Consider the following 20,023-nt stretch of genomic DNA (forward strand, 5'->3'; position numbering starts at 1 on the left):
GCCTTACTCCGCCTTCGCCTCGCGTCCCATGAGTTCGCTCAGGCCGCGTGCAGGGGTCCACTCGCCCGCGCATACGCGCGCCACCGCCCGCACGATGGGCAGGTCGTGGCCGTGGGCACTGGCCCAGGCGTCGAGCAGCCCGGCGGTGCGCAGGCCCTCGACGGCCTTGCCGCCCATCTGCGGATTTTCGCCGCGCGCGATGGCCTCGCCGGCTGCGCGGTTGCGGCTGTGGGGGCTGGTGGCCGTGGCGATCAGGTCGCCCAGGCCGCTCAGGCCGTATACCGTGTCCTCCTGCGCGCCCAGGCTGGTCAGGTAGCGGCTCATCTCGCGCAGGCCCCGGGTCAGCAGCGAGGCCTTGGCGTTGTCGCCCAGGCGCAGGCCGTCGCCCAGGCCGGCAGCCAGGGCCATCACGTTTTTCAGCACGCCGCCCAGTTCCACACCCACGAGGTCGGTGCTGGTGTACACGCGCAGGCTGGGGGACATCAGGGCCGCCTGCACCGCCCCGGCCAGCGCCTCGTCGCGGCTGGCGACCACGGTGGCCGCCGGCAGGCCGCGCCCGATCTCCTCGGCATGGTTGGGGCCACTCAGGACCGCCACCCGCGCGAAGCCCAGTCCGGCGGCCAGGTCGCTCAGTACGCCGCCGTCGGGGGCCAGGCCCTTGGCGCACAGCACCAGCCCCAGCGAGCGTGGCAAGGCCTCCAGCAGGTCGGGCACGCCCACGCTGGGCACGACCACCAGGGCGAAGGGAGCGCCGGCCACCGCCTCCTCCAGCCGGGCCGTGACCGTCACGCCGGGGGGCAGCGTCACGCCCGGCAGATACTCGCGGTTCTCGCGCACCTCGCCCAGCCGGGCGGCGAAGTCGGGTCGGCGGGCCCACAGGGTCGCCGGGCGACCGGCGCGGGTCGCCGCGACGGCCAGCGCGGTGCCCCAGCCGCCCGCGCCCAGTACCGGGACCGGCGCGGCGGGGGTCACTGCGCCCCCGCAGCCCAGGCGAAGACCCAGATGCGCGGCGTCTCGGGGCCGGGGTCGGCGTAGTCGGGGTACTCCACGATCTCCCAGCGCGCGAAGCCGGCCGCCGAAAGCAGCGGGGCCACATCGGCGGGGTCGTAGCCGCGCTCGCGGTGCGTCTCGACGAACTCGCGCGACTCGCCCGAGTCCTCCAGCACGCGGCAAAACGCCTGCACCACGCCCAGGTCGGTGTCGGGGTCGTGGTGGTGCGACCAGTGGTAGTGGACCTCCTGGCCGTTCGGGGCAGTCGCCAGACCCTCGATGGCGTCGCCTTCCCACAGCTCCCGCACGCCCAGGCGGGTATTGAGGTCGCAGGCCAGCAGGCCGCCGGGCCGCAGATGCGCCGCCGCGCGCGCGAAGGCCCGTCCCAGGTCCTCCGGGGTCAGCAGGTTGTTCAGGCTGTCGAACACGCAGGTCACGAGGTCGAAGTGTCGGTCCAGCACGAAGCTCCGCAGGTCGCCCTGCTCGAAAGGCACGCGCGGCAGCCGCTCGCGGGCCAGCCGGAGCATCTCGGCGCTGCCGTCCAGGCCCGTGACCTCCAGGCCGGCCACCACGAGTTCGCGGGTCAGGCCGCCCGTACCGCAGGCGAGGTCCAGCGCCGAACGCGGCGTGAGGCCACCGTCACGGGCGTAACTCAGGATGAAGTCGGCCCAGGCGTCGTACTCGACATCCGCCATGATGGCGTCGTAGACCGCCGCCAGGGCCGTGAAGGGAGGATGCTGCATGACCGTCACTGTAACGGCTCAGGCGCAGTCTCAAGGGCGCCGTCAGCTTTCCGGTCCTGGCCGCCCTGAAATGTGCGCTCCGTGAGAAAAGGTCCGCTGGCTCCCCGGCGGGTGGCCGGGTACGGTGGACCTATGAACAGAGTGATGCTGGCGACCGGTCTGAGTGCCCTGCTGCTGAGCGCGTGCAGCGTGGTGGGGACCCGCAGCGCGGCCGTGTCGGGCCAGCTGCGCGGCTTCAGCGCCGACCAGAACCTGCGCCTCGCACTGGTGGGGTACAACAACGGCCAGTACACCGCCGACGGCTCGCAGGCCCAGGTCATCGACAAGTTCCTGACGGGCGGCTACACCCTGACCCTGCCGCGCGACGTGCCCTACGGCACCTACCGCGTGATCGTGTTCCGTGACGCGAACAACGACGACCGCTACAACGCGGGCGATACGGTCCTGAGCCGCTACAGCGGCAAGCTGCTGGTCTATGCCGCGCGCGACAATGCCGTCTTCAACGGGACCAAATACGGCTGGAACATCTACGACGGCAACACCGGCCAGATCCAGACGACCCTCCTGAACAACTACGACCTCCAGTCGGCCAACTGAGTCGTGAGCCCCGGACCTCCCCCGGTGTGCGGGGGTCCGGGGCCCGTGCGAGTGGCCCGGCCGTCAGCGGACGGTCTTGCTGATCAGGGTATTGGTGTAGAACTCGCTGGCCTTCGCGACCGCAGGCAGTTTGTCCTGCTTGACCAGCGCCGCGACCGCCTTGGTCCAGGCGGCGGGGTCGCTGGCTCCCAGGCCGTTCTGCGCGGTGTAGGTGCTGCCCATCAGCGGCACGCTGGCCTTCAGGATGTCGAGGCCGCCGCCGCTGGCCCCGAAGACCGGCTGCGCGAGCTTGAAGGCGCGGGCAGGGTCGCTGGTCGTGAACTTCAGGCCGCGCTGCGAGGCCCGGACCACCTTGCGGGCGAGGTCGCCGCTCAGGTTCTTGCCGGTCGTGATGAGGCCCACGCCGACCATGGGGTAGGCCCCGGTCACGTCGAGGGTATAGACCTTCTGGCCCGAGGCGCGCAGCTGCACGACCTCGTTGTTCACGTACCCGGCAGCGGCGTCCACCCGTCCGGCGCGCACGGCGTCGAGCTGCGTGAAGCCGATGTTGGCGAGGCGCACGTTCCCGTCCAGCCCCGCGCTGCCCAGCAGGGCCTGCACCGCGTTGTAGGTGCTGCCGTAGGGGCCGGGGATGCCCAGGGTCTTGCCGCGCAGGTCGGCGGCCGAATTCAGGGGTTTGAGGCTGAAGACGGTGACGGGCGTCTTCTGGTACATCGCCATGACGTAGCGCACGTCGGCTCCCTGGGTGCGCGCGAAGATGGCGTCCTCGGGGTCGCCCACCACGAAGTCGAGTTTGCCCTGGAGCAGCAGCGGCATCAGCTCGTTGACGTAGCCGTGCTGGAATTTGACGTTCAGGCCCTCGGCCTTGAAATACCCCAGCTTGTCGGCGACGTAAAAGGGCGTGAACTGCACGTTGGGCACGTAGCCCAGACCGACGTTGACGGTGCGGACAGACGCGCTCTGGGCCGCGCCGACAGACGCGCCGAGCAGGGCGAGGGTGGCCAGGAGGGAGCGGGACATGGGGCGAGTATAGGCACCGCGCCGGACCCTTCTGTGACCTTTATGCCACGCCGCGTCCGTCTGAGTGCGGGGTGAGGGCCGGGCGCTGGGGCCTGCACCTCCGGCTCAGGGGACTGGCACGCGGCAGGAAATGGGGTAGGATACAGGGTACGGCCTGAGCGGCGCGCAAGCACTTGCCGCAGCCGCGACATAGGACAGCCCTGTGCGAGAGCAGGGCACAAAGGAGCACAGCATGACGAATCCCGAAGACCAGCAGCAGGCGGCGGCTCAGACGCACGACGCGACCCCCGCAGAACTGCGCGACGTTCTGCCCGAACTGCAGGGCGAACCCGACGAGGACCCGGTTCTCGACGCCCAGGAGGCCGAGGCCGAGGGCACCGAACTGGCTGCCCAGGGTGAAGGCGAAGGCGAAGACGGCGAAGACGAGTACATCGACGCCGACGACCTGATTGACCTGCTGAACGAACTCAAGACCATGATCGAGGCTCAGGGCAAGGAAATCCGTGGCCTGCGCCGTGAGATGCGCGAAATGCGCGAGTCGCAGGGCAGCCAGGGCGGCTTCCGTGGCGGCGACCGTCCCAGCGGCGACCGCCCGAGCTTCGGCGGCGACCGCGGCGGCGACCGTGGCGGTTTCCGTCCCCGTGAAGACCGCGGCGGCTACGGCGGCGGCGACCGTGGCGGCCAGGGCGGCGGCTTCCGCCCCCGTGAAGACCGCGGCGGCTACGGCGGGGGCGACCGTGGCGGCTTCCGTGGCAACGACCGCGGCGGCGACCGTCCGAGCTTCGGCGGCGACCGTGGCGGCCAGGGCGGCTTCCGCCCCCGTGAAGACCGTGGCGGCGACCGTCCGAGCTTCGGTGGCGACCGTGGCGGCCAGGGCGGCGACTTCCGCCCCCGCGAGGACCGTGGCGGCGACCAGGGCGAGTTCCGCCCCCGCGCCCGCGCCGACCGTGGCTGGACCAACCGCCGCACCGACGAGGAATAACCTCTGAGCGACAGGGCCGCCTCCGATATGGGGGCGGCCCTGTCGCCGTTCCGTTCCGGGTCGCCTCAGAACAGTTCGTCGAGCAGCTGGTAGTAGGCGAGTTTGTGTGGGTCCACCAGGGCGCGGCCATACTGGTCGAGAAAGGCTTCGGCATGCTCCGGGCCGAGGTTGCGCGCGGCGCTGCGGTAGGCCAGCGCGAGGTCGGCGTGACGGTCCGCGATACCCGCCCGGCCCACGTCCACGAAACCCTCGACGTACTCGCCCGCCACCAGCAGGTTCGGCAGGCAGGGGTCGCCGTGCGTCACCACGAGGTCCTCCTGCCCCGGCCGGGTGCGCGCCAGTTCGTTGAAGACGCTGGTGGCCGTGCGCCCGCTGCGCGACACGTCGAAATCGGTCTCGTCCACCACGCCCGCCGCTACGCGTTCGCGGGCCAGGGGCAGGGTCACCGCCAGGGTCATGGTGAAGGGGCAGTCGCGCAGCGGCAGGGCGTGCAGCTCGCGCAGCGCCCGCGCCAGCAGTCCGGCCATGCGCGCCGGGTGCAGCGCAGCGTCGGGGTCGCTCATGGGAATCCCCGGCAGGCGCGTCATGGCGAGGTAATCGAAGTCGCCCTCCGACTCCAGGCCCACCACCGCCGGAACCGGGACGCGCCCGGCGAGGTAGCGCAGCCGCTCGCGCTCCTGGGGCAGGGTGCTGACCGGCAGGCCGCCGCGCGACTGCACCTTCACCACATGCCGTGACGAGCGCCACACGCCCGCGCCGCTGTGGCCCAGGGTGACGCGCTCCCAGCGGGCGGCGGGCAGGACGCGGCGCAGGCCGCCGGGCAGGGTCAGGGCGTCGGGCAGGGTCATGAAGGGAAGATAGGCCAGGAACGGACCCGCGAAGGGCGCGCCCGCCCCAGGATAGGAACGTGTTTCGCGACAAACCGGCCAAGGCGCAGCCGTCCCCTCTCCAGGACGACTGGTTCAGTGTGCTGATCGGCCGCACCCGTTTCGTGGTCTTCATCGCCGTGATCGCCGTGCTGCTGGTGGCCTTCAGCCTGTTTCTCCAGGGCACCTGGGTCGCGCTCGAAACCATCTACGAGACGTGGCGCGACCTGTTCGGGCAGCGCGAGGACAGCACCACGAGCGAGCTGGCCGTCCAGTTTCTGGAGGTCGTGAGCACCATGCTCAAGGCGGTGGTGTTCTACATCATCGGGGTGGGCCTCTACAGCCTGTTCATCCGGCCGCTGAACCTCACGTCGGCGCTGGGGGTCGAGACGCTGGCCGACCTGGAACAGAAGGTCGTGTCGGTGATCGTGGTGATTCTGGGGGTCACTTTTCTGGAGCATTTCATCCGCTGGCAGGAGCCGCTGGAGACGCTGTATTTCGCGGGAGCGCTGGCGCTGGCGGGTGGCGCGCTCGTGGCCTTCCAGTATGTCCACCGGCGTCAGGGCAGCGACCTGCAACAGCCCGAGGCCAAGCTGCGTGCCCGGCGCGAGCTGTTCGAGCACGGCAACGAGCAGCGCCAGATCGGGGAGCGCGACGTACAGCGCGCCGAGGACGCCACGCGGGCCAAGCTGGAGGGCCGGGTGGACGGCGGAGACGGGGGCGGCGACTAGGACTAGGCGGCGCGCCCCCCTTGCGGGTGCACCTTCCACTTCCGGAAGGCCGCTGCGGATACACTGTTCAGAATGAAGGTTGGTCTGCTTGAATCGCGCGCGGCGCGCCTGTCGGGGTACTGGGCGGCATATCTGCGGGAACTGGGTGTCGAGCTGACGTCGCCGGGTCTGGGCGACGACGAGGCCCTGGCCCTGGGCCGCGAGAGCCTGCCGCAGGAGCCGGTGACGGTGCAACTCGCCCTGGGGCGCGTGCTGGCGCTGGGCCGGGTGGACGCCGCCCTGGTGTCCCAGCTGCCCGCCGTGTCCGGAGACGCCTGGGGCGAGGCCCTGACCGAGCTGCTGCCCCGGCGGCTCAGCGGCCTGCCCGCCCTGATCGCCCTGCCGGACCTCCCGGCCGAGCCCGGCGAAACCGAGCGCGTGGCCGCCGAGATCGGCCTGCGGCTCTCGCCGGGGGGCGGCCGGGTGCGGCTGGCCCTCGACCGCGCCAAGCCGCTCGCGGCCGGACCGAAGGCCGAAATGCCCCCCCTGACCCGCGCCTCGCACGCGACGGTCGGCGTGATCGGGCCGCGCGCCCTGCTCGACGAACCGGTGCTGGCCGCCGGACTGCGCGCCGCGCTGGAAAGTCTGGAACTGCACGCCGTGTACAGCAGCGACCTGCCGCTGACCGAGGTCTTCAAGCGTGCCGAGCGCATGGAGAACGCCGCCCGCGCCCAGAACGGCGACCGCGAACTGTTCGGCGCGGCCTCGCTGCTGGGCGGCAAGAGCATGGTGCGCGGCCTGGTGTTCGTGGCCCCGGCGCGCGACGGCGCGACCCACGCGTCCCTCTCGCGGATCGCCGCGAAGATGCACAAACCCACGCTCCTGCTGGACCTCGACGCGGGGCAGGGCGGCGGCCCCAAACTGCGGGCCTTCGCCGAGCGCCTCCAGCACGGCGCGGCGATCCGCGAGGCCGGCGAATGAAGAACTTCCGGCCCTGGGTGTGGCTGACCACCGCCGACCCCGCGCCCGGCTTCACGACCAACAAACTCCTGAAGCTGGCCGTGCGGGTGCTGCTGTTCGCCATCGTCGCCACACTCGTCAGCGGGGTGCTGGGCCTCACGCCGCTACGGCCCTACCTGAACACGTGGTGGGGCAGCATGCTGCTGGTCTTCGTGCTGTACATCCCCTTCGCGCGTTTCATGACCATCGACACCTTCGCGCCGCGCCGCGAACCCCTGCGCCCGGCCGGGGCGGCGGGCAGCCGCAGCGGGAGCAGTGCCCAGCGCCGCAAGGAACGCAACCGCTATGCGGGCGTGCGCAAGAGCGGCCCCAAATACGGCGGCCGCCGCTAGGCCCCGCCAGGCCAGAAGGAGGCGACCCCCGGTCGGTGGGTGCGCCTCCTTCTTCTTGTGCTCTCAGCGGTATTCCGCTCCGCCGTCCTTCCTCGGTGCTCGCTCCGCTCGGTTCAGAGGGACCAGGGGCTACCCTCGGTCCCTCTGAATCCTGCTTCTCAGCGCAGGCTGTCGGCAGTGACGGTCTTGATGGTCACGATGCTCGCCTTGGCGTCGGCGCCCAGGCGCATGACCAGCACGCGCGAACGCATCCGCTCGCCGCTGGCGTCGAAGGCCACGGGGCCGGAGACGCTGTCGCACAGCAGGGCGCTCTTGTTCACGCAGGCGGCGAAGTTCACCTTGCGCACGGCGTCGCTCACCTGGGCGCGGGTGGGCAGGGCGCCGCCGGCCTTCAGGGTGGTGTTCATGGCGCTCAGCAGCGCGTTGGTGGCGTCGTAGGCCATCATCGCGACGCCGCTGGGGGCCGTCTTGTACTTGGCCTGGTACTGGCGGGCGAAGACCTCGCTGCCCGAGTAGGCGCTCACGGGGCCGAAGCCGGTCGAGTACACCACGCCGGTCGCGCTGCCGCCCGCGCGCTGGGCGAAGCTGGGCGAGTCGAGGCCGTCGCCGCCCATGAACACGGCCTTGACGCCCGCCGCGCGCAGCGCCTTGACGAGCGCCGAGCCGATGTCGTCGGTGCCGCCGTAGTACACGACGTCGGGGGCCGCCTCGCTGACCTTCTTGACGGCCGCCGCGATGCCCGCCGGGTCGGACGCGCCCGCGTAGCCGCTCAGGGCGATGTTGCGGCGCTTGAGGTTGGCCTGGAGGGTCGTCGCCAGTCCGTTGCCGTAGGCGGTGTTGTCGGAGATCACGAAGACGTTCTTGGCCCCGACCTCTTCTTGCAGGTAGGTCGCGGCGGCTACCGCCTGCGCGCGGTCGGGGGCGACGACGCGGCTGAAGGAGTTCCAGTCGTGGCCCGTCAGGGCGTCGTTGGTGCTCGCGGGCGAGACGCTCGCCAGCCGCGCCGGCTCGAAGGCCTGGGCCAGCACGTTCGAGACGCTGGAGTTCAGGGCCCCGACCACGCCCACGATGCTGTTGTCGGCCAGGATGTCACGGGCGATGCTGCCCGCGCGGGTCGCCGAGGCCTGGTCGTCGAAGGGGGCCAGCACGAGGTCGTAGCCCTGCGACTTGAAGGTGCGGACCTTCGCCTCGATGGCCAGTTCGGCGCCGCGCCGCACTTCGGTCCCGATGGGCGCGAGGCTGCCCGACAGCGGGCTGACCGTGGCCACCTTGATGGTCGCTGCCTGCGCCGCGCCCGGCAGCAGGGCAAGGGTCAGAAGGGTCAGGACGGTACGGGCAGGGGTCGGCTTGGGCATGACCGACCCTATAGAGAACGCCTCCACGCAAGTCTTACGCCTCCTCCTTAAAGAAAAGGCGTGCCGGGAGGTGCTCCGGGGCGCAGCTGCCCCTGGGGCGACGGGATTGTGTAGGCAGCATAACCCCTGCTTTTCGGGTGCGGGACGCAGATGCGGCGAATCTGACGGAGGACCGCCGCCGCGCAGTCAGAAGGCTGTCATTCTCCGGCCCGTACCGGACAGGGCCACGCCCCTAGCATTCCTGAGCCGGGCGTGTTATGTTATTTACATAAGGAGGCCGCTTCATGCTGCGTATTGAATTTGTGACGGATCTGGGGGCACGGGTCAGTGTCGAGGTGGAGAGCGCCGATAAGCTGCTTGAGGTACAGCGCCAGTACGGTCGCCTGGGCTGGACCAGCGGCGAGGTGCCGCAGGGCGGCTACCTGTTCCCGCTGGACAACGAGCAGGATTTCGACTGGTCGCTGATCGGGGCCAGGAAGTTCACCAACAACGAGGGCGAGGACATGGTCATGCACCGGGGCCACGCCTACCGCCGCCGCGAGCTGGAGGCCGTGGACAGCCGCAAGCTCAAGCTGCCGGCCGCCATCAAGTACAGCCGGGGGGCCAAGAACACCGACCCCGAGCATGTGCGTGAAAAGGCCGACGGCGAGTTCGAGTACGTCACGCTGGCGATCTTCCGGGGGGGCAAGCGCCAGGAGCGTTTCGCCCAGCCGGCGGGCCGTTCCCAGCCGGCGCAGGGAAGCCGGCCCGCCGCGCCGGCCGGCAACGGACCCCGGCCTCAGGCCGCGCCGGCCGGTCGTCCCGCGCCCGTGGCGGCCCGCCCGGCTCCGGTCGCGGCGGCAGTGGCCGACGAGGAACCGCCCTTCTGAGCGCCGGTCGCCGCACGCCGACCCGCTGACCCGGGCCGGGCCCTAGCCCGGATGCTCCGCCGCCGTGCCCGGTTCCGGGCCGGCGGCGCAGGGCGGCTCAGCCCAGGTCGCGGCGGCCCAGCTCCGCGATCACGCCGCGCACGTCGGCGGGCTGCCAGCCCTCGGGCTTGAGCTGTTTGCCGTCGGCGCGGCGCGGACCGCTGGCCTTGCTCAGGTTGGCACGGTGGACCTCGGCCAGCACGGCGTCGGCGTCGATGCCCAGCAGGTCCAGCGCGCCGTAGGTCACGTACAGCAGGTCGGTCAGCTCGTGCGCCAGTGGGGTCAGGTCACCCGGCGGCACGGCCTCGCCCGCCCCGATCCGTTCTGCGAGGGCCGCGAATTCGGCCTCGGTTTCGGCATATTCCTCGGAGATCAGGGTGCGGCGCAGCGCCAGCACGTCGGCGGTGGGCACGGCCGGGCGCGTGGGTGGCGTCAGGCCGATGGCGCGGTGAAATTCGCGCAGACGCTCGGCGTTCGTGGGTCGGAGGGGAGGGGGAGGGGAGGGGGGGGTCATGCCCCGATGCTACCGCCGCCTCCGGCCCCCACATCCGGCCTCCGCAGGAGTACGCTGGCCGCATGACCCGACCCGAGGATCAGGCAGGCCCGGACACCCCGGCGCACGGCGAAGTGCTCATCAGCGGTCTGGACACCGGGCCGGACGCGGCCACGCGCGAGAACCTCAGTCCCACCCAGCGCCGCGTGCGCCTGGAAGAGCAGCGGCATCCCGAACACGAACCCGAGGACGAGGACGGCTGAGCCGGGTCAGGGCGGACCACGGCCGCTTGTGACCAGCAGAGAGCAAAACGGACAGGCACCCCGCGGCTAGGGTGCCTGTCTGTATATGCCTGATGTGGGGGTGGGTGCGGGCTTCGAACCCAGCGGCGGCCTGGAACCGCCCACCTCGCGCGCCCGTTGAATCAAGAGGTGGGCGTCTCCCTCCGGCTCCTGCCCCGCCGTCTTCTCGCTGGGCAGGCCTGCTAAGCCGTTGACTATTCTGCCCCAGACAGATTGGCCGCACATGTGCCGAACGTGCAGACGCCTTAAGCAAGATGGCGGATTCCCAGTCTCTTTATTAAAATAAATATCTTTGCTAGAATAAATCCATGTCCCTGACCGCGCGTGAACAGCAAGTGCTGGACCTGATCCGGGAGGCGCCCCTGAGTTCGCCCGAGGACCTCGCGCGGCGGCTGGGCATCTCGCGGGCAGCGGTCAACGTCTACGTGGGTCACCTGACGCGCAAGGGCGCGCTGCTGGGGCGCGGTTACCTGCTGCCCCCGGCGCGCACGGGGGTGGTGGTGGTCGGCGGCGCGAACCTGGACATCAAGGCGCGCATCACGGGCGAGGTCATCGGCGCGACGAGCAATCCCGGCCGCGCCTCGCAGGCCCCCGGCGGCGTGGCGCGCAACGTCGCCGAGAACCTCGCCCGTCTGGGGGCCGACACGCGCCTGATCACGGCGGTCGGCCAGGACCCGGTGGGTGACCTGCTGCTGGAGCGCACGGCGGCGGCGGGGGTGGACGTGGGGCCGGCGCTGCTCTCGCCCCACTGCGCCACCGGGACCTACACGGCGGTGCTGGACGCGGCCGGCGAACTGGTGATCGCGGTCGCGGCGATGGACGTGACCGACGAACTCACGCCCGAAGTGCTGCGCGCACGCCGGGGCGTGCTGGCCGGCGCGGGCTGGATCGTGGCCGACGGCAACCTGAGTGCGGAGGCCCTGGCGCAGCTGCTGACCCTGGCTGCCGGCAACAGCACGCCGGTCGTGTTCGAGCCGGTCAGCGTGCCCAAGGCGGCGCGGCTGCGCCCGGCCCTGCTCGCCGGCCCGGTGCCCTACGCCGTGACCCCCAACCTCGGGGAACTCGGGGCGCTCGTGGGGCGCGACGTCGCGGACGAGGACGGGGCCATCGCCGGGGCGGCGGCCGAGCTGCACGCCCTGGGCCTCACGCTGGTCTGGGTGCGCCGGGGCCGCCGGGGCAGCCTGCTCTCGGAGGCGGGGGTGGACGGCGGCGCGCCCGGTGTCCAGACCTTCCCGGCCCTGCCGGCGCGGGTGGTGGACGTGACCGGAGCGGGCGACGCGATGCTCGCCGCCTTCCTGGCCGCCCTCGCCGGTGGTCTGGGCGCCGCCGAGGCGGCCCGCCACGGCCACGCCGCCGCCGCCCTGACCATCGAGAGCAGCCATACCGTCCTTCCGACCCTGTCCCCCGCCGCCATCCGCGCGCGTCTCGTGCCCCCGCCTGGCGTCCCTGCCCCTGCCCCCCAGACCCCCCCTCAAGGAGACCTGTCATGACCCTGAAGACGAACATGCCCGCCCACGACCTGATCGACCTGCACCCCGAAGTCGCCGAGGCGCTCAGCGCCGGGCGGCCGGTGGTGGCGCTGGAAAGCACCATCATCAGCCACGGCATGCCCTTTCCGCAGAACGTCGAGATGGCGCGCGGGGTCGAGGACGTGGTGCGCGAGAACGGCGCTACGCCCGCGACCATCGCCGTGCTGGGCGGTCGCCTGAAGGTGGGCCTGAGCCCCGACGAACTGCACCTGCTCGCCACCGACAAGAACGTGCAGAAGATCAGCACGCGTGACCTGCCGGTGACCGTGGCCCTCGGGCAGCACGGCGCGACCACCGTCGCCTCGACCATGCGGATTGCGGCGCTGGCGGGCATCCGGGTCTTCGCGACGGGCGGCACGGGCGGCGTCCACCGGGGCGCGGGCGAGACGATGGACATCAGCGCCGACCTGCTGGAACTGGCCCGCACCGACGTGTGCGTGGTGAGCGCCGGGGTCAAGAGCATCCTGGACATCGGCCTGACCCTGGAGGTCCTGGAGACCCAGGGCGTGCCGGCCATCACGCTGGGCAGCGAGGAGTTCCCGGCCTTCTACTCGCGCCGCAGCGGCTTCAAGTCGCCCCTGAGCGTGGGCAGCGAGGCCGAGGTCGCCCGCGTGCTCCGGGCCAAGTGGGCGCTGGGCCTCGCGGGCGGCGTGATGCTCGCCAACCCCATCCCCGAGGCCGACGAGATTCCGGCCGCCGACATGGCCCCCAACATCGAGCGCGCCCTGGCCGACATGGACGCCCTGGGCCTGACCGGCAAGGACACCACCCCCTACCTGCTGGGCCGCATCGTGGAGATCACCGGGGGCCGCAGCCTGGCGACCAACATCGCCCTGGTGCGCCACAACGCCGCCGTGGCCGCCCGCGTGGCCGCCGAGTACGCCGCCCTGGCCTGAGCCTGAGCATCCGGGCCGCGCCGCTGGGGATGCCCGGCGGCGCGGCCCGGACGCTGTGGGCAGCGGCGGGCCCTGGTGTCCGGCTCCTCCCACCGCGAAGTGCAGCGCCGCGCCCCGCCCCGCCGGACAGGGCGGAAGCGGGGCGCGGCAGGTGGGCGCGGATGTCAGGCGTGCTGGGGCGCCCCGCCCAGGGGACGGCCCTCGGCGCCCTGCTCGGCGGCGACCTCGGCATTCACGGGGGGCAGCGTCTCGCCGTTCAGGATGCGGGTCAGGCGGTTCATGTCCAGCGCCTTCTCGCTGCGGGCCACGACCAGGGTCGCCACGCCGTTGCCGATGATGTTGGTGATGGCGCGGCCCTCGCTCATGAAGCGGTCGATGCCCAGGATCAGCGCCAGGCCCGCGACCGGCACGGTACCCAAGGCGGCCAGCGTGCCCGCCAGCACCACGAAGCCCGAGCCCGTGACGCCGGCCGCGCCCTTGCTGGTCAGCAGCAGGATGCCCAGCAGCGCGATCTCCTGGCCGAACGAGAGGTTGACGTTGGTGGCCTGGGCGATGAACACGGCGGCCATCGTCAGGTAGATGCTGGTGCCGTCGAGGTTGAACGAGTACCCGGTCGGCACGACCAGCCCGACCACGCTCTTGTCGGCCCCGGCGTTTTCCAGCTTCGCCATCAGGCGGGGCAGCGCCGACTCGCTGCTCGAGGTGCCCAGCACCAGCAGCAGTTCTTCCTTGATGTAGCGCAGGAACTTGAAGATGCTGAAGCCGGCCGCGCGGCAGATCAGGCCCAGGACCACGAAGATGAACAGCGCGCAGGTGAGGTAGAAGGTGCCCATGAGCGCGGCGAGCTGTTGCAGGCTGCCCACGCCGTACTTGCCGATGGTGAAGGCCATCGCCCCGAAGGCCCCGATGGGCGCGAGTTTCATGATGAAGCCCAGGATGTTGAAGACCAGCGTGTTCACGGCTTCGATGCCGTGCAGCACGCGCTGGCCGACCGCGCCCATGCGCAGCAGCGCGAAGCCCGAGAGCAGCGCGATGAGCAGCACCTGGAGCAGGTCACCCTCGGTGAAGGCACTGACGAAGGTCGTCGGGATGACGTGCAGGATGAAGTCCGCGACCGTCTGCTCGCCCGCCGCCTCGGTGTACTTGGTGATGGCCGAGGTGTCGAGCGCCGCCGGGTTCACGTTCATGCCGCGGCCGGGGCCGATGAGGTTCACGACCCACAGGCCGATCAGGAGGGCCAGGGTGGTCACGATCTCGAAGTAGATCAGGGCCTTGCCGCCCACGCGCCCGATGCGCTTGGTGTCGCGCATGCTGGCGATGCCGGCCACGACCGTACAGAAGATGATCGGCCCGATCACGACCTTGATCAGCTTGATGAAGCCGTCGCCGAGCGGCTTGAGCTGTTCGCCCACCGTCGGGAAGAAGTGGCCGACCAGCACACCGAGCACGATGGCGGTCAGGACCTGCGCGTAGAGACTGCGGAACACTTTGGGCATAGGGGGCCTCCAGGGGCCAGGGCGACGGCCCGGAACGTGGCGACGGCGCGGGGGGGGCAAGAACCTGCGGGGTAGGCTCGGCGAGTTTGGTTGGGGGTCAGTGTGTGCCCTGGGGGAGCCGCGCGCACGGCGGCGGCCGGCCCGTCCCGTCCGGGATTCTGGATTCCTGCGGCCAGGACAGCCAAAACGCCGCCGTCGCCGCCCCGGCGATTTGTGCAGCGACTGAACACAACCCCCGGCGCTGTGCCACACTGCCTCCACCGTGAGCCTCCGGCGTTCCCGTCCCGCCGCGCCCCGCGTGCCGGCCCTGGCGCGCGAGGTGGCGTTGCCCCATACCCCGCAGCTGCTTCAGGTGCGCTCGCGCCTCTTTCTGCTCACGCTGGGGGCCTTTCTGCTGCTGGCGCTGCCGCTGGCGGGGCTGGCGAGCGCGGCGCTGCTGCGCGGCGTCCACCAGACCTTCGCCGAGCGGGCGCTGCGCGAGTCGCGGCTCGTCGCCACCCTGCCTCCGGTGGTCGCGGCCCTGAGCGGCAACGCGGCCGAGCGTGCGGGCCTGAACACCCTGATCGGCCGCTACCGCCTCACGCTGGGCGCGGCCTACGTGGTCGTCACCGACCGCAGCACCCGCCGCCTGACCCACCCGGAGCTGGCCCGCGTCGGCGAGAAGATGGTGGGCGGCGACTTCCAGAGTTTCCTGCGCGGCCAGAGCGTCACCGAGACGGTCGAGGGCACGCTGGGGCGCTCGGTGCGGGCCAAGGTGCCGGTCTTGTCGGGGAGCGGCGAGGTGCTGGGGCTGGCGAGCGTGGGTTTTCTGCTGCCGCAGGTGCGCGACGTGTTCTGGCAGGTGATCCGCGCGGCGCTGCCGTGGTATCTAGGCGCGCTGCTGCTCGCGCTGGGGCTCGCGCGCGCCCTGGCCCGGCGCATCGGGCACGAGATGCTGAACCTGGAACCCGAGCAGATCGCCGGGGCGCTGCTGAGCTTCCGGGCGGTCCTGAATTCGCTCGACGAGGGTGTGGTGGTCGCGCGTGCGGGCCAGATCCACGTGATGAACCCGCAGGCCCGCGCGCTGCTGGGCGTGCAGTCGCCCGAACTGCCGGTGCCGCTGCCCGCGCCGCTGGTCGGCCTGCCCGACACGACCACGCCGCTGGATGTGGGGGGCAGGCCCGTGCTGGTCAGCGCGCGCGAGGTGGAGGCCGGACCGCTGACCCCGGCGGGCGCGGCCACCCAGGTCATCACGCTGCGCGACCTCGCCCGCGTGCGCGAGCTGGCCGACGAGCTGACCCAGGCGCAGCGCTACGCCGAGCTGCTGCGCGCCCAGACGCACGAGTTCACCAACCGCCTGCACACCCTGGCGGGCCTGATCCACCTGGGCGAGACGGGCGAGGCCCTGCGCCTGATCCACACCCAGGCCGGGCGGCACCAGGCCCACGCCGGGGCGGTGGGGCGGCTGCGGCACCTGCGGCTGGCCGCCCTGCTGCTGGGCAAATACGACCGCGCCGCCGAGGTGGGGGTGCAGCTGACCCTGGACCCGCTGTGCGCCCTGCCCGCCCAGCTGCCGACCGGCGTGCCCGAACTGCTGGAACTGGCCGCCGGCAACCTCATCGAGAACGCTTTCGAGGCGCTCGCCGGGCAGCCGGAGGCCGAGGTGCGCGTACTGATCGCCGCCGACCCCGAGGGCGTCGTGCTGGAGGTGCGCGACAATGGCCCCGGCGTGCCGCCTGAGCTGGCCGCCGTGCTGGGCGAGCGGGGGCGCAGCAGCAAGGGCCAGGGGCGGGGCGTGGGCCTGTCGCTCGTGCGGACCCGGGCCCGCGCGCTGGGCGCAGAATTGACCTACGACCGCCCCGCCGACGAGGGGGGGCGGCCCTGGACCCGCTTCACCCTCGACCTGCCCCTGCCGGAGGAGCCGACATGAGCCGCGCCGCCACCTTTCCCCTGTCCCGCCGTCCCGCCGTCCCGCGCCCCCCCTCCGGGGGCGCCCTGCCCCCGGAGGCCCGGTGACCCCCATCCGCACCCTCATCGTCGAGGACGACCTGCAGATCGCGGCCCTGCACCGCCGGCTGCTGACCGAGGCGGGCGGCTTCGAGGTGCTGGGCTACGCCGAGACGCTGCGGGTGGCGCGCGCCATGACCGCGACCCTGGCCCCCGAACTGCTGCTGCTCGACGTGCAGCTGCCCGACGGGCGCGGCCTGGACCTGCTGCGCGAACTGCGGGCCGGGGGCGCGCGGCTCGACGCGATTCTGGTCACGGCGGCCAGCGACACCGCGAGCGTGCAGGACGCCCTGGCGTACGGCGCGGCCGACTACCTCGTCAAGCCGGTGACGCCCGAACGCTTCCGGCAGGGGCTGGAGCGGGCCCGCGAGCGCGCCGCGCTGTGGCGCCGCCCGGACGTGCGCCAGAACGACCTCGACGCCCTGTTCCGCGGCAGTCCCGAGAGCGCCGCGCCGGGCCTGGACCCCGGAACCCTCCAGCGGGTGCGCGCCGCCCTGCGCGCCGGGGGAGGCCATACCGCCGCCGAGGTGGGCGCGGCCCTGGGCCTGAGCCGCGTGACCGCCTGGCGTTACCTCGAACAGCTCGCCCAGAGCGGCGAGGCCGTCGCCGAAACCGATGCGGGCACCGTGGGCCGCCCGGCCAAACGCTACAGGAGGGCGTAGGCGCCCAGCGTCCCGGGGGCAGGGAGGCAGGTGTTCCCGCCTGGGGAACGTCCCCCAATCCGACTGGGAGGCGGGTGGTACGCTCAGGGGCGTTATGGACTCCTACGACGTTGTGGTGATCGGCGGCGGCCCGGCAGGTTACGTGGCGGCCATTCGCGCCGCGCAGCTCGGTCTCAAGACCGCCTGCGTGGACGCCTTCGAGCGCGGCGGCAAGGCCTCGCTGGGCGGCACCTGCCTGAACGTGGGCTGCATTCCCAGCAAGGCGATGCTCGACTCCAGCGAGAAGTTCGAGATGATCTCGCACGAGGCCCAGGAGCACGGCATCGAGGTCACGGGCGCCAGCGTCAACCTGGAGAAGATGCTCGCGCGCAAGGCCGGCGTCGTGGACAAGCTCACGGGCGGCATCGCCTACCTGTTCAAGAAGAACAAGGTCACGTCCTTCTTCGGCCTGGGCAAGCTCGTGCGTCAGGAGGAAGGCGGCTGGGTCGTGGACGCCGCCGGCACCGAGGTCCTGGCCAAGAACGTCATCGTGGCGACGGGCAGCAGCCCCCGCGCGCTGCCGCTCGCGCCTTTCGGCGGCCACATCGTCGAGAACAGCGGCGCGCTGGCCTTCGACGCCGTGCCCGGCAAGCTGGGCGTGATCGGCGCCGGGGTCATCGGCCTGGAGCTGGGCAGCGTGTGGCGCCGCCTGGGCGCGCAGGTGACCGTCCTCGAAGCCCTCCCCGGCTTCCTGATGGCCGCCGACGCCGCCATCGGCAAGGAGGCCCTCAAGCAGTTCCAGAAGCAGGGCCTGGAATTCCACTTCGGCGTGAACATCTCGGCCGTCACGCAAGACGACGCGGGCGTGAGCGTCACCTACACCGAGAAGGACCAGGAAGTCACCGCGACCTTCGACAAGCTCATCGTGAGCATCGGGCGCGTGCCGCACACCGCCGGCCTGGGGGCCGAGGCGGTCGGCCTGGGCCTCGACGCGCGCGGCTTCGTGCAGGTGGACAGCCACTACCGCACCAACCTGCCGGGCATCTACGCCATCGGAGACGTGATCGGCGGCGCGATGCTGGCGCACAAGGCCGAGGAAGAGGGCGTGGCCGTCGCCGAGATGCTCGCCGGCCAGGCCGGACACGTCAACTACGACGTGATCCCCTGGGTCATCTACACCAGCCCCGAGATCGCCTGGGCGGGCCTGACCGAGCAGGGCGCCAAGGACAAGGGCCTGACCGTCAAGACCGGGCAGTTCCCCTTCAGCGCCAACGGGCGCGCGCTGGGGCACGGCGACCCGCGCGGTTTCGTGAAGGTCGTGGCCGACGCCGACACCGACCGCCTGCTGGGCGTCCACATGATCGGGCCGAACGTCTCCGAGCTGATCGGCGAGATCGTCGCCCTGATGGAGTTCGGGGCCAGCAGCGAGGACCTCGCCCGCACCGTCCACGCCCATCCCACCCTCTCGGAAGTGGTCAAGGAAGCGGCCCTGGCCGCCGACAAGCGCGCGCTGCACATGTAAAGCGAAGGCCGGAGGCTTCCGGAAACGGTGCGGAAGCCTCCGGGCGAAACCGGGCACAGGAGCTCGGCGCCCCGCGATCAACGGGCATCCGGCACAGTGCTGGAGGTCCGGGCGCCGGGCCATCCCCCCTGTCGGCCGAGACCCGCCCCCGGCTACAGCCTGACCCCACTGCCCTTCGGTACGCGGCGCAGTACCTGCGGGCGGGTCTGCCCGCTCAGGCGGGCGAAAGCGGCGCGCTCCTCGTCGGGGTTCAGGTCGCGCCCGATCATGACCAGCCGGGTCAGGCCGCTGCGGGGCTCGCCGGTCGGGTCCAGGGTGATCAGGTCGCGCACGGCGTGCAGGGTCAGGCGCTCCGGGTGCGCCTCCAGGCTCAGCTCGCCTTTGACCCGCAACACCTGCGCCGGGCGCGACACGATCCGCCCGATCAGGGCGTGCCAGCCCGCCGCCGTCAGGGGCGCGCGGCTCTCCAGCGTGAAGCTCTTCAGGGCGCGGGTGTGTGTGGTCGCGGCTTCCGGCGGCGTCCAGTCGGCCCCGAAGGCCCGCGTGTCCAGCAGCCGCAGGGCGTCGGCCCGGGCCTGACGGGTCTCCTCGATGTGGGCCAGTGGGTTCAGGGCGCGCACCAGCCCACGCGCCTGCTCCAGCGCGGCAGCGGGCACGAGATCGGTCTTGTTCAGCAGGACGGTGGTGGCGTAGGTGAGTTGAGCGGCCCCCTCCGGGTTCTCGGTCAGCGTCCGCGCGAGGTGTCGGGCATCGGCCACCGCCACGAGGTGGTCGAGCCGGAAGACCGCCCGCACCGAGGGATCGAGCAGGGTGTGCAGCACCGGCACCGGATCGGCCACGCCGCTCAGCTCGATCAGGACGTGGGCCGGGGCGCCGCCTGCCTCCTGGCCGCGCCCCGCCAGGATGACCAGCGCGCGGATCAGGTCGTCACGGCCCACGCAACACAGGCAGCCGGCCGTGAGTTCCTGCACGTCCTCGGGCCGGTCGGTCATCCGTTCGATCAGGCCGCCGTCCACGCCGGTCTGCCCGAACTCGTTCACGATGACGCCCATGCGCCGTCCCGGCGCGGTCCGGGCGAAGTGCGCCGCGCCCTCGCGGACGAGGTGATTGACCAGCGTGGTCTTGCCGGCCCCCAGAAAACCGCCGATCACGGTGACAGGAATACGCATATCGGTCATACCTCATATTGATAGATAATTATCAATAAGGCAAGGTGGCGGAGGCCCGTGGGAAGCGCTTGACGAATCTGCGTTTCCCCTGTATCTTTCTGTGCGTGCCGGAAACGGCGCCCCTTGAAAGGCAGTTCAGGTAAGCGAAGCACCCCAAAGGTGCGAGCCTCCAGAAAACTGAAGTGGTGTGGCCCCATCGTCTAACGGTTAGGACACTACCCTTTCAAGGTAGCGATACGGGTTCGAATCCCGTTGGGGTCACCAGCAAAACCTCCGCTTCGGCGGAGGTTTTTCTTTGGTTTCGCTGGCTTCGGGGCGGGTCGCCCGGCCGGTGGGCACCTCCCACGCGCCCGCCATTGCCGCTAGGCTGGATGGCCTAGGGCGGTCATGTTCGTCCCCTTTCGCGCCCCGGCCCTGCTACCATCGGGGCGTACCTGAAAGGAGGTGCTTGCACATGGATCACAAC

Annotated in this window: 20 protein-coding genes and 1 tRNA gene; 13 read left to right on the forward strand and 8 right to left on the reverse strand. The window is 71.6% G+C overall.

Going from position 1 to position 20,023, the window contains the following annotated elements; translation table 11 throughout:
* Positions 1-3: 3 nt before the first annotated feature.
* Both DGO_RS01715 and DGO_RS01720 read right to left on the reverse strand, forming a co-directional pair.
* Positions 4-972, reverse strand: a complete 969-nt coding sequence (locus DGO_RS01715; protein WP_043800568.1) for an NAD(P)H-dependent glycerol-3-phosphate dehydrogenase — start codon at positions 970-972, stop codon at positions 4-6.
* Positions 969-1,733, reverse strand: a complete 765-nt coding sequence (locus tag DGO_RS01720; protein ID WP_014683750.1) for a class I SAM-dependent DNA methyltransferase — start codon at positions 1,731-1,733, stop codon at positions 969-971. Before DGO_RS01720 ends, DGO_RS01715 begins: the two co-directional genes overlap by 4 nt.
* 132 nt (positions 1,734-1,865) lie before the next feature.
* Here DGO_RS01720 and DGO_RS01725 point away from each other — a divergent pair, with 132 nt between their 5' ends.
* Entirely contained in the window at positions 1,866-2,330 is a 465-nt protein-coding gene (locus tag DGO_RS01725) for a hypothetical protein (protein ID WP_014683751.1), read from the forward strand.
* Between the two features lie 63 nt (positions 2,331-2,393).
* Here DGO_RS01725 and DGO_RS01730 read toward each other — a convergent pair whose 3' ends face one another.
* Complete coding sequence (locus tag DGO_RS01730; RefSeq protein WP_014683752.1) at positions 2,394-3,350, reverse strand: ABC transporter substrate-binding protein; 957 nt, start codon at positions 3,348-3,350, stop codon at positions 2,394-2,396.
* Between the two features lie 232 nt (positions 3,351-3,582).
* Between DGO_RS01730 and DGO_RS01735 the strand changes: the two genes are divergently transcribed.
* Positions 3,583-4,332, forward strand: a complete 750-nt coding sequence (locus DGO_RS01735; protein WP_014683754.1) for a hypothetical protein — start codon at positions 3,583-3,585, stop codon at positions 4,330-4,332.
* A 65-nt stretch (positions 4,333-4,397) separates the two neighbouring features.
* On the opposite strand, the gene DGO_RS01740 is transcribed toward DGO_RS01735, so the two are convergent.
* Complete coding sequence (locus DGO_RS01740; protein WP_014683755.1) at positions 4,398-5,180, reverse strand: APH(3') family aminoglycoside O-phosphotransferase; 783 nt, start codon at positions 5,178-5,180, stop codon at positions 4,398-4,400.
* A gap of 59 nt (positions 5,181-5,239) precedes the next feature.
* Here DGO_RS01740 and DGO_RS01745 point away from each other — a divergent pair, with 59 nt between their 5' ends.
* From DGO_RS01745 to DGO_RS01755, 3 genes are all read left to right on the forward strand, one after another.
* Positions 5,240-5,929: a YqhA family protein gene (locus DGO_RS01745; RefSeq protein WP_043800572.1), complete on the forward strand. Its 690-nt coding sequence runs from the start codon at positions 5,240-5,242 to the stop codon at positions 5,927-5,929.
* A 72-nt stretch (positions 5,930-6,001) separates the two neighbouring features.
* Positions 6,002-6,889 (forward strand): hypothetical protein, encoded by an 888-nt coding sequence (locus DGO_RS01750; protein ID WP_014683757.1) that lies wholly within the window; start codon positions 6,002-6,004, stop codon positions 6,887-6,889.
* Positions 6,886-7,260: a hypothetical protein gene (locus DGO_RS01755; RefSeq protein WP_043800575.1), complete on the forward strand. Its 375-nt coding sequence runs from the start codon at positions 6,886-6,888 to the stop codon at positions 7,258-7,260. The genes DGO_RS01750 and DGO_RS01755 overlap by 4 nt, the downstream gene beginning before the upstream one ends.
* A gap of 158 nt (positions 7,261-7,418) precedes the next feature.
* On the opposite strand, the gene DGO_RS01760 is transcribed toward DGO_RS01755, so the two are convergent.
* Positions 7,419-8,615, reverse strand: coding sequence for a branched-chain amino acid ABC transporter substrate-binding protein (locus tag DGO_RS01760; RefSeq protein WP_050920642.1), 1,197 nt, complete (start codon positions 8,613-8,615; stop codon positions 7,419-7,421).
* A 284-nt stretch (positions 8,616-8,899) separates the two neighbouring features.
* Between DGO_RS01760 and DGO_RS01765 the strand changes: the two genes are divergently transcribed.
* Entirely contained in the window at positions 8,900-9,484 is a 585-nt protein-coding gene (locus DGO_RS01765; RefSeq protein ID WP_014683760.1) for a single-stranded DNA-binding protein, read from the forward strand.
* Between the two features lie 97 nt (positions 9,485-9,581).
* On the opposite strand, the gene DGO_RS01770 is transcribed toward DGO_RS01765, so the two are convergent.
* A complete protein-coding gene (locus DGO_RS01770; RefSeq protein WP_050920643.1) occupies positions 9,582-10,037 on the reverse strand; it encodes a dUTP diphosphatase in 456 nt (151 codons plus the stop codon).
* 62 nt (positions 10,038-10,099) lie between these two features.
* Between DGO_RS01770 and DGO_RS01775 the strand changes: the two genes are divergently transcribed.
* The 3 genes from DGO_RS01775 to DGO_RS01785 all read left to right on the forward strand — a co-directional run bounded on the left by DGO_RS01775 (position 10,100) and on the right by DGO_RS01785 (position 12,743).
* On the forward strand, positions 10,100-10,279 hold the full coding sequence (locus DGO_RS01775; RefSeq protein ID WP_043800578.1) for a hypothetical protein: 180 nt from the start codon (positions 10,100-10,102) through the stop codon (positions 10,277-10,279).
* Positions 10,280-10,626: 347 nt separating this feature from the next.
* Positions 10,627-11,808: a PfkB family carbohydrate kinase gene (locus DGO_RS01780; RefSeq protein ID WP_014683763.1), complete on the forward strand. Its 1,182-nt coding sequence runs from the start codon at positions 10,627-10,629 to the stop codon at positions 11,806-11,808.
* A complete protein-coding gene (locus DGO_RS01785) occupies positions 11,805-12,743 on the forward strand; it encodes a pseudouridine-5'-phosphate glycosidase (protein ID WP_043800582.1) in 939 nt (312 codons plus the stop codon). Before DGO_RS01780 ends, DGO_RS01785 begins: the two co-directional genes overlap by 4 nt.
* 164 nt (positions 12,744-12,907) lie before the next feature.
* On the opposite strand, the gene DGO_RS01790 is transcribed toward DGO_RS01785, so the two are convergent.
* Positions 12,908-14,239, reverse strand: a complete 1,332-nt coding sequence (locus tag DGO_RS01790) for a dicarboxylate/amino acid:cation symporter (protein ID WP_014683765.1) — start codon at positions 14,237-14,239, stop codon at positions 12,908-12,910.
* A gap of 262 nt (positions 14,240-14,501) precedes the next feature.
* Between DGO_RS01790 and DGO_RS01795 the strand changes: the two genes are divergently transcribed.
* The 3 genes from DGO_RS01795 (at position 14,502) to lpdA (ending at position 18,388) form a co-directional block, all read left to right on the forward strand.
* Entirely contained in the window at positions 14,502-16,148 is a 1,647-nt protein-coding gene (locus tag DGO_RS01795; RefSeq protein WP_145975225.1) for a sensor histidine kinase, read from the forward strand.
* 82 nt (positions 16,149-16,230) lie between these two features.
* A complete protein-coding gene (locus DGO_RS01800; protein ID WP_043800586.1) occupies positions 16,231-16,887 on the forward strand; it encodes a response regulator in 657 nt (218 codons plus the stop codon).
* Positions 16,888-16,981: 94 nt separating this feature from the next.
* Positions 16,982-18,388 carry a dihydrolipoyl dehydrogenase gene (gene lpdA, locus DGO_RS01805; RefSeq protein WP_014683768.1) on the forward strand — a complete coding sequence of 469 codons (1,407 nt, stop codon included), beginning with the start codon at positions 16,982-16,984 and terminating at the stop codon, positions 18,386-18,388.
* A gap of 152 nt (positions 18,389-18,540) precedes the next feature.
* Here the strand turns inward: lpdA and DGO_RS01810 are convergent, their stop codons facing one another.
* Entirely contained in the window at positions 18,541-19,566 is a 1,026-nt protein-coding gene (locus DGO_RS01810) for a CobW family GTP-binding protein (protein WP_014683769.1), read from the reverse strand.
* A gap of 180 nt (positions 19,567-19,746) precedes the next feature.
* Here DGO_RS01810 and DGO_RS01815 point away from each other — a divergent pair.
* Positions 19,747-19,821, forward strand: a tRNA-Glu gene (locus DGO_RS01815).
* The last annotated feature ends 202 nt before the right edge of the window (positions 19,822-20,023 follow it).

Origin of the sequence: Deinococcus gobiensis I-0 (genome assembly GCF_000252445.1) — a bacterium.
Lineage (GTDB): Bacteria > Deinococcota > Deinococci > Deinococcales > Deinococcaceae > Deinococcus > Deinococcus gobiensis.

What these genes read in the sequence shown, in the direction of transcription:
- DGO_RS01775 (WP_043800578.1), top strand. Translation starts at nt 10,100, where the DNA reads ATGACCCGACCCGAGGATCAGGCAGGCCCGGACACCCCGGCGCACGGC.
- DGO_RS01780 (WP_014683763.1), top strand. Translation starts at nt 10,627, where the DNA reads ATGTCCCTGACCGCGCGTGAACAGCAAGTGCTGGACCTGATCCGGGAG.
- DGO_RS01725 (WP_014683751.1), top strand. Translation starts at nt 1,866, where the DNA reads ATGAACAGAGTGATGCTGGCGACCGGTCTGAGTGCCCTGCTGCTGAGC.
- DGO_RS01760 (WP_050920642.1), bottom strand. Translation starts at nt 8,615, where the DNA reads ATGCCCAAGCCGACCCCTGCCCGTACCGTCCTGACCCTTCTGACCCTT.
- DGO_RS01750 (WP_014683757.1), top strand. Translation starts at nt 6,002, where the DNA reads ATGAAGGTTGGTCTGCTTGAATCGCGCGCGGCGCGCCTGTCGGGGTAC.
- DGO_RS01770 (WP_050920643.1), bottom strand. Translation starts at nt 10,037, where the DNA reads ATGACCCCCCCCTCCCCTCCCCCTCCCCTCCGACCCACGAACGCCGAG.
- lpdA (WP_014683768.1), top strand. Translation starts at nt 16,982, where the DNA reads ATGGACTCCTACGACGTTGTGGTGATCGGCGGCGGCCCGGCAGGTTAC.
- DGO_RS01785 (WP_043800582.1), top strand. Translation starts at nt 11,805, where the DNA reads ATGACCCTGAAGACGAACATGCCCGCCCACGACCTGATCGACCTGCAC.
- DGO_RS01735 (WP_014683754.1), top strand. Translation starts at nt 3,583, where the DNA reads ATGACGAATCCCGAAGACCAGCAGCAGGCGGCGGCTCAGACGCACGAC.
- DGO_RS01740 (WP_014683755.1), bottom strand. Translation starts at nt 5,180, where the DNA reads ATGACCCTGCCCGACGCCCTGACCCTGCCCGGCGGCCTGCGCCGCGTC.
- DGO_RS01755 (WP_043800575.1), top strand. Translation starts at nt 6,886, where the DNA reads ATGAAGAACTTCCGGCCCTGGGTGTGGCTGACCACCGCCGACCCCGCG.
- DGO_RS01765 (WP_014683760.1), top strand. Translation starts at nt 8,900, where the DNA reads ATGCTGCGTATTGAATTTGTGACGGATCTGGGGGCACGGGTCAGTGTC.
- DGO_RS01720 (WP_014683750.1), bottom strand. Translation starts at nt 1,733, where the DNA reads ATGCAGCATCCTCCCTTCACGGCCCTGGCGGCGGTCTACGACGCCATC.
- DGO_RS01790 (WP_014683765.1), bottom strand. Translation starts at nt 14,239, where the DNA reads ATGCCCAAAGTGTTCCGCAGTCTCTACGCGCAGGTCCTGACCGCCATC.
- DGO_RS01730 (WP_014683752.1), bottom strand. Translation starts at nt 3,350, where the DNA reads ATGTCCCGCTCCCTCCTGGCCACCCTCGCCCTGCTCGGCGCGTCTGTC.
- DGO_RS01810 (WP_014683769.1), bottom strand. Translation starts at nt 19,566, where the DNA reads ATGACCGATATGCGTATTCCTGTCACCGTGATCGGCGGTTTTCTGGGG.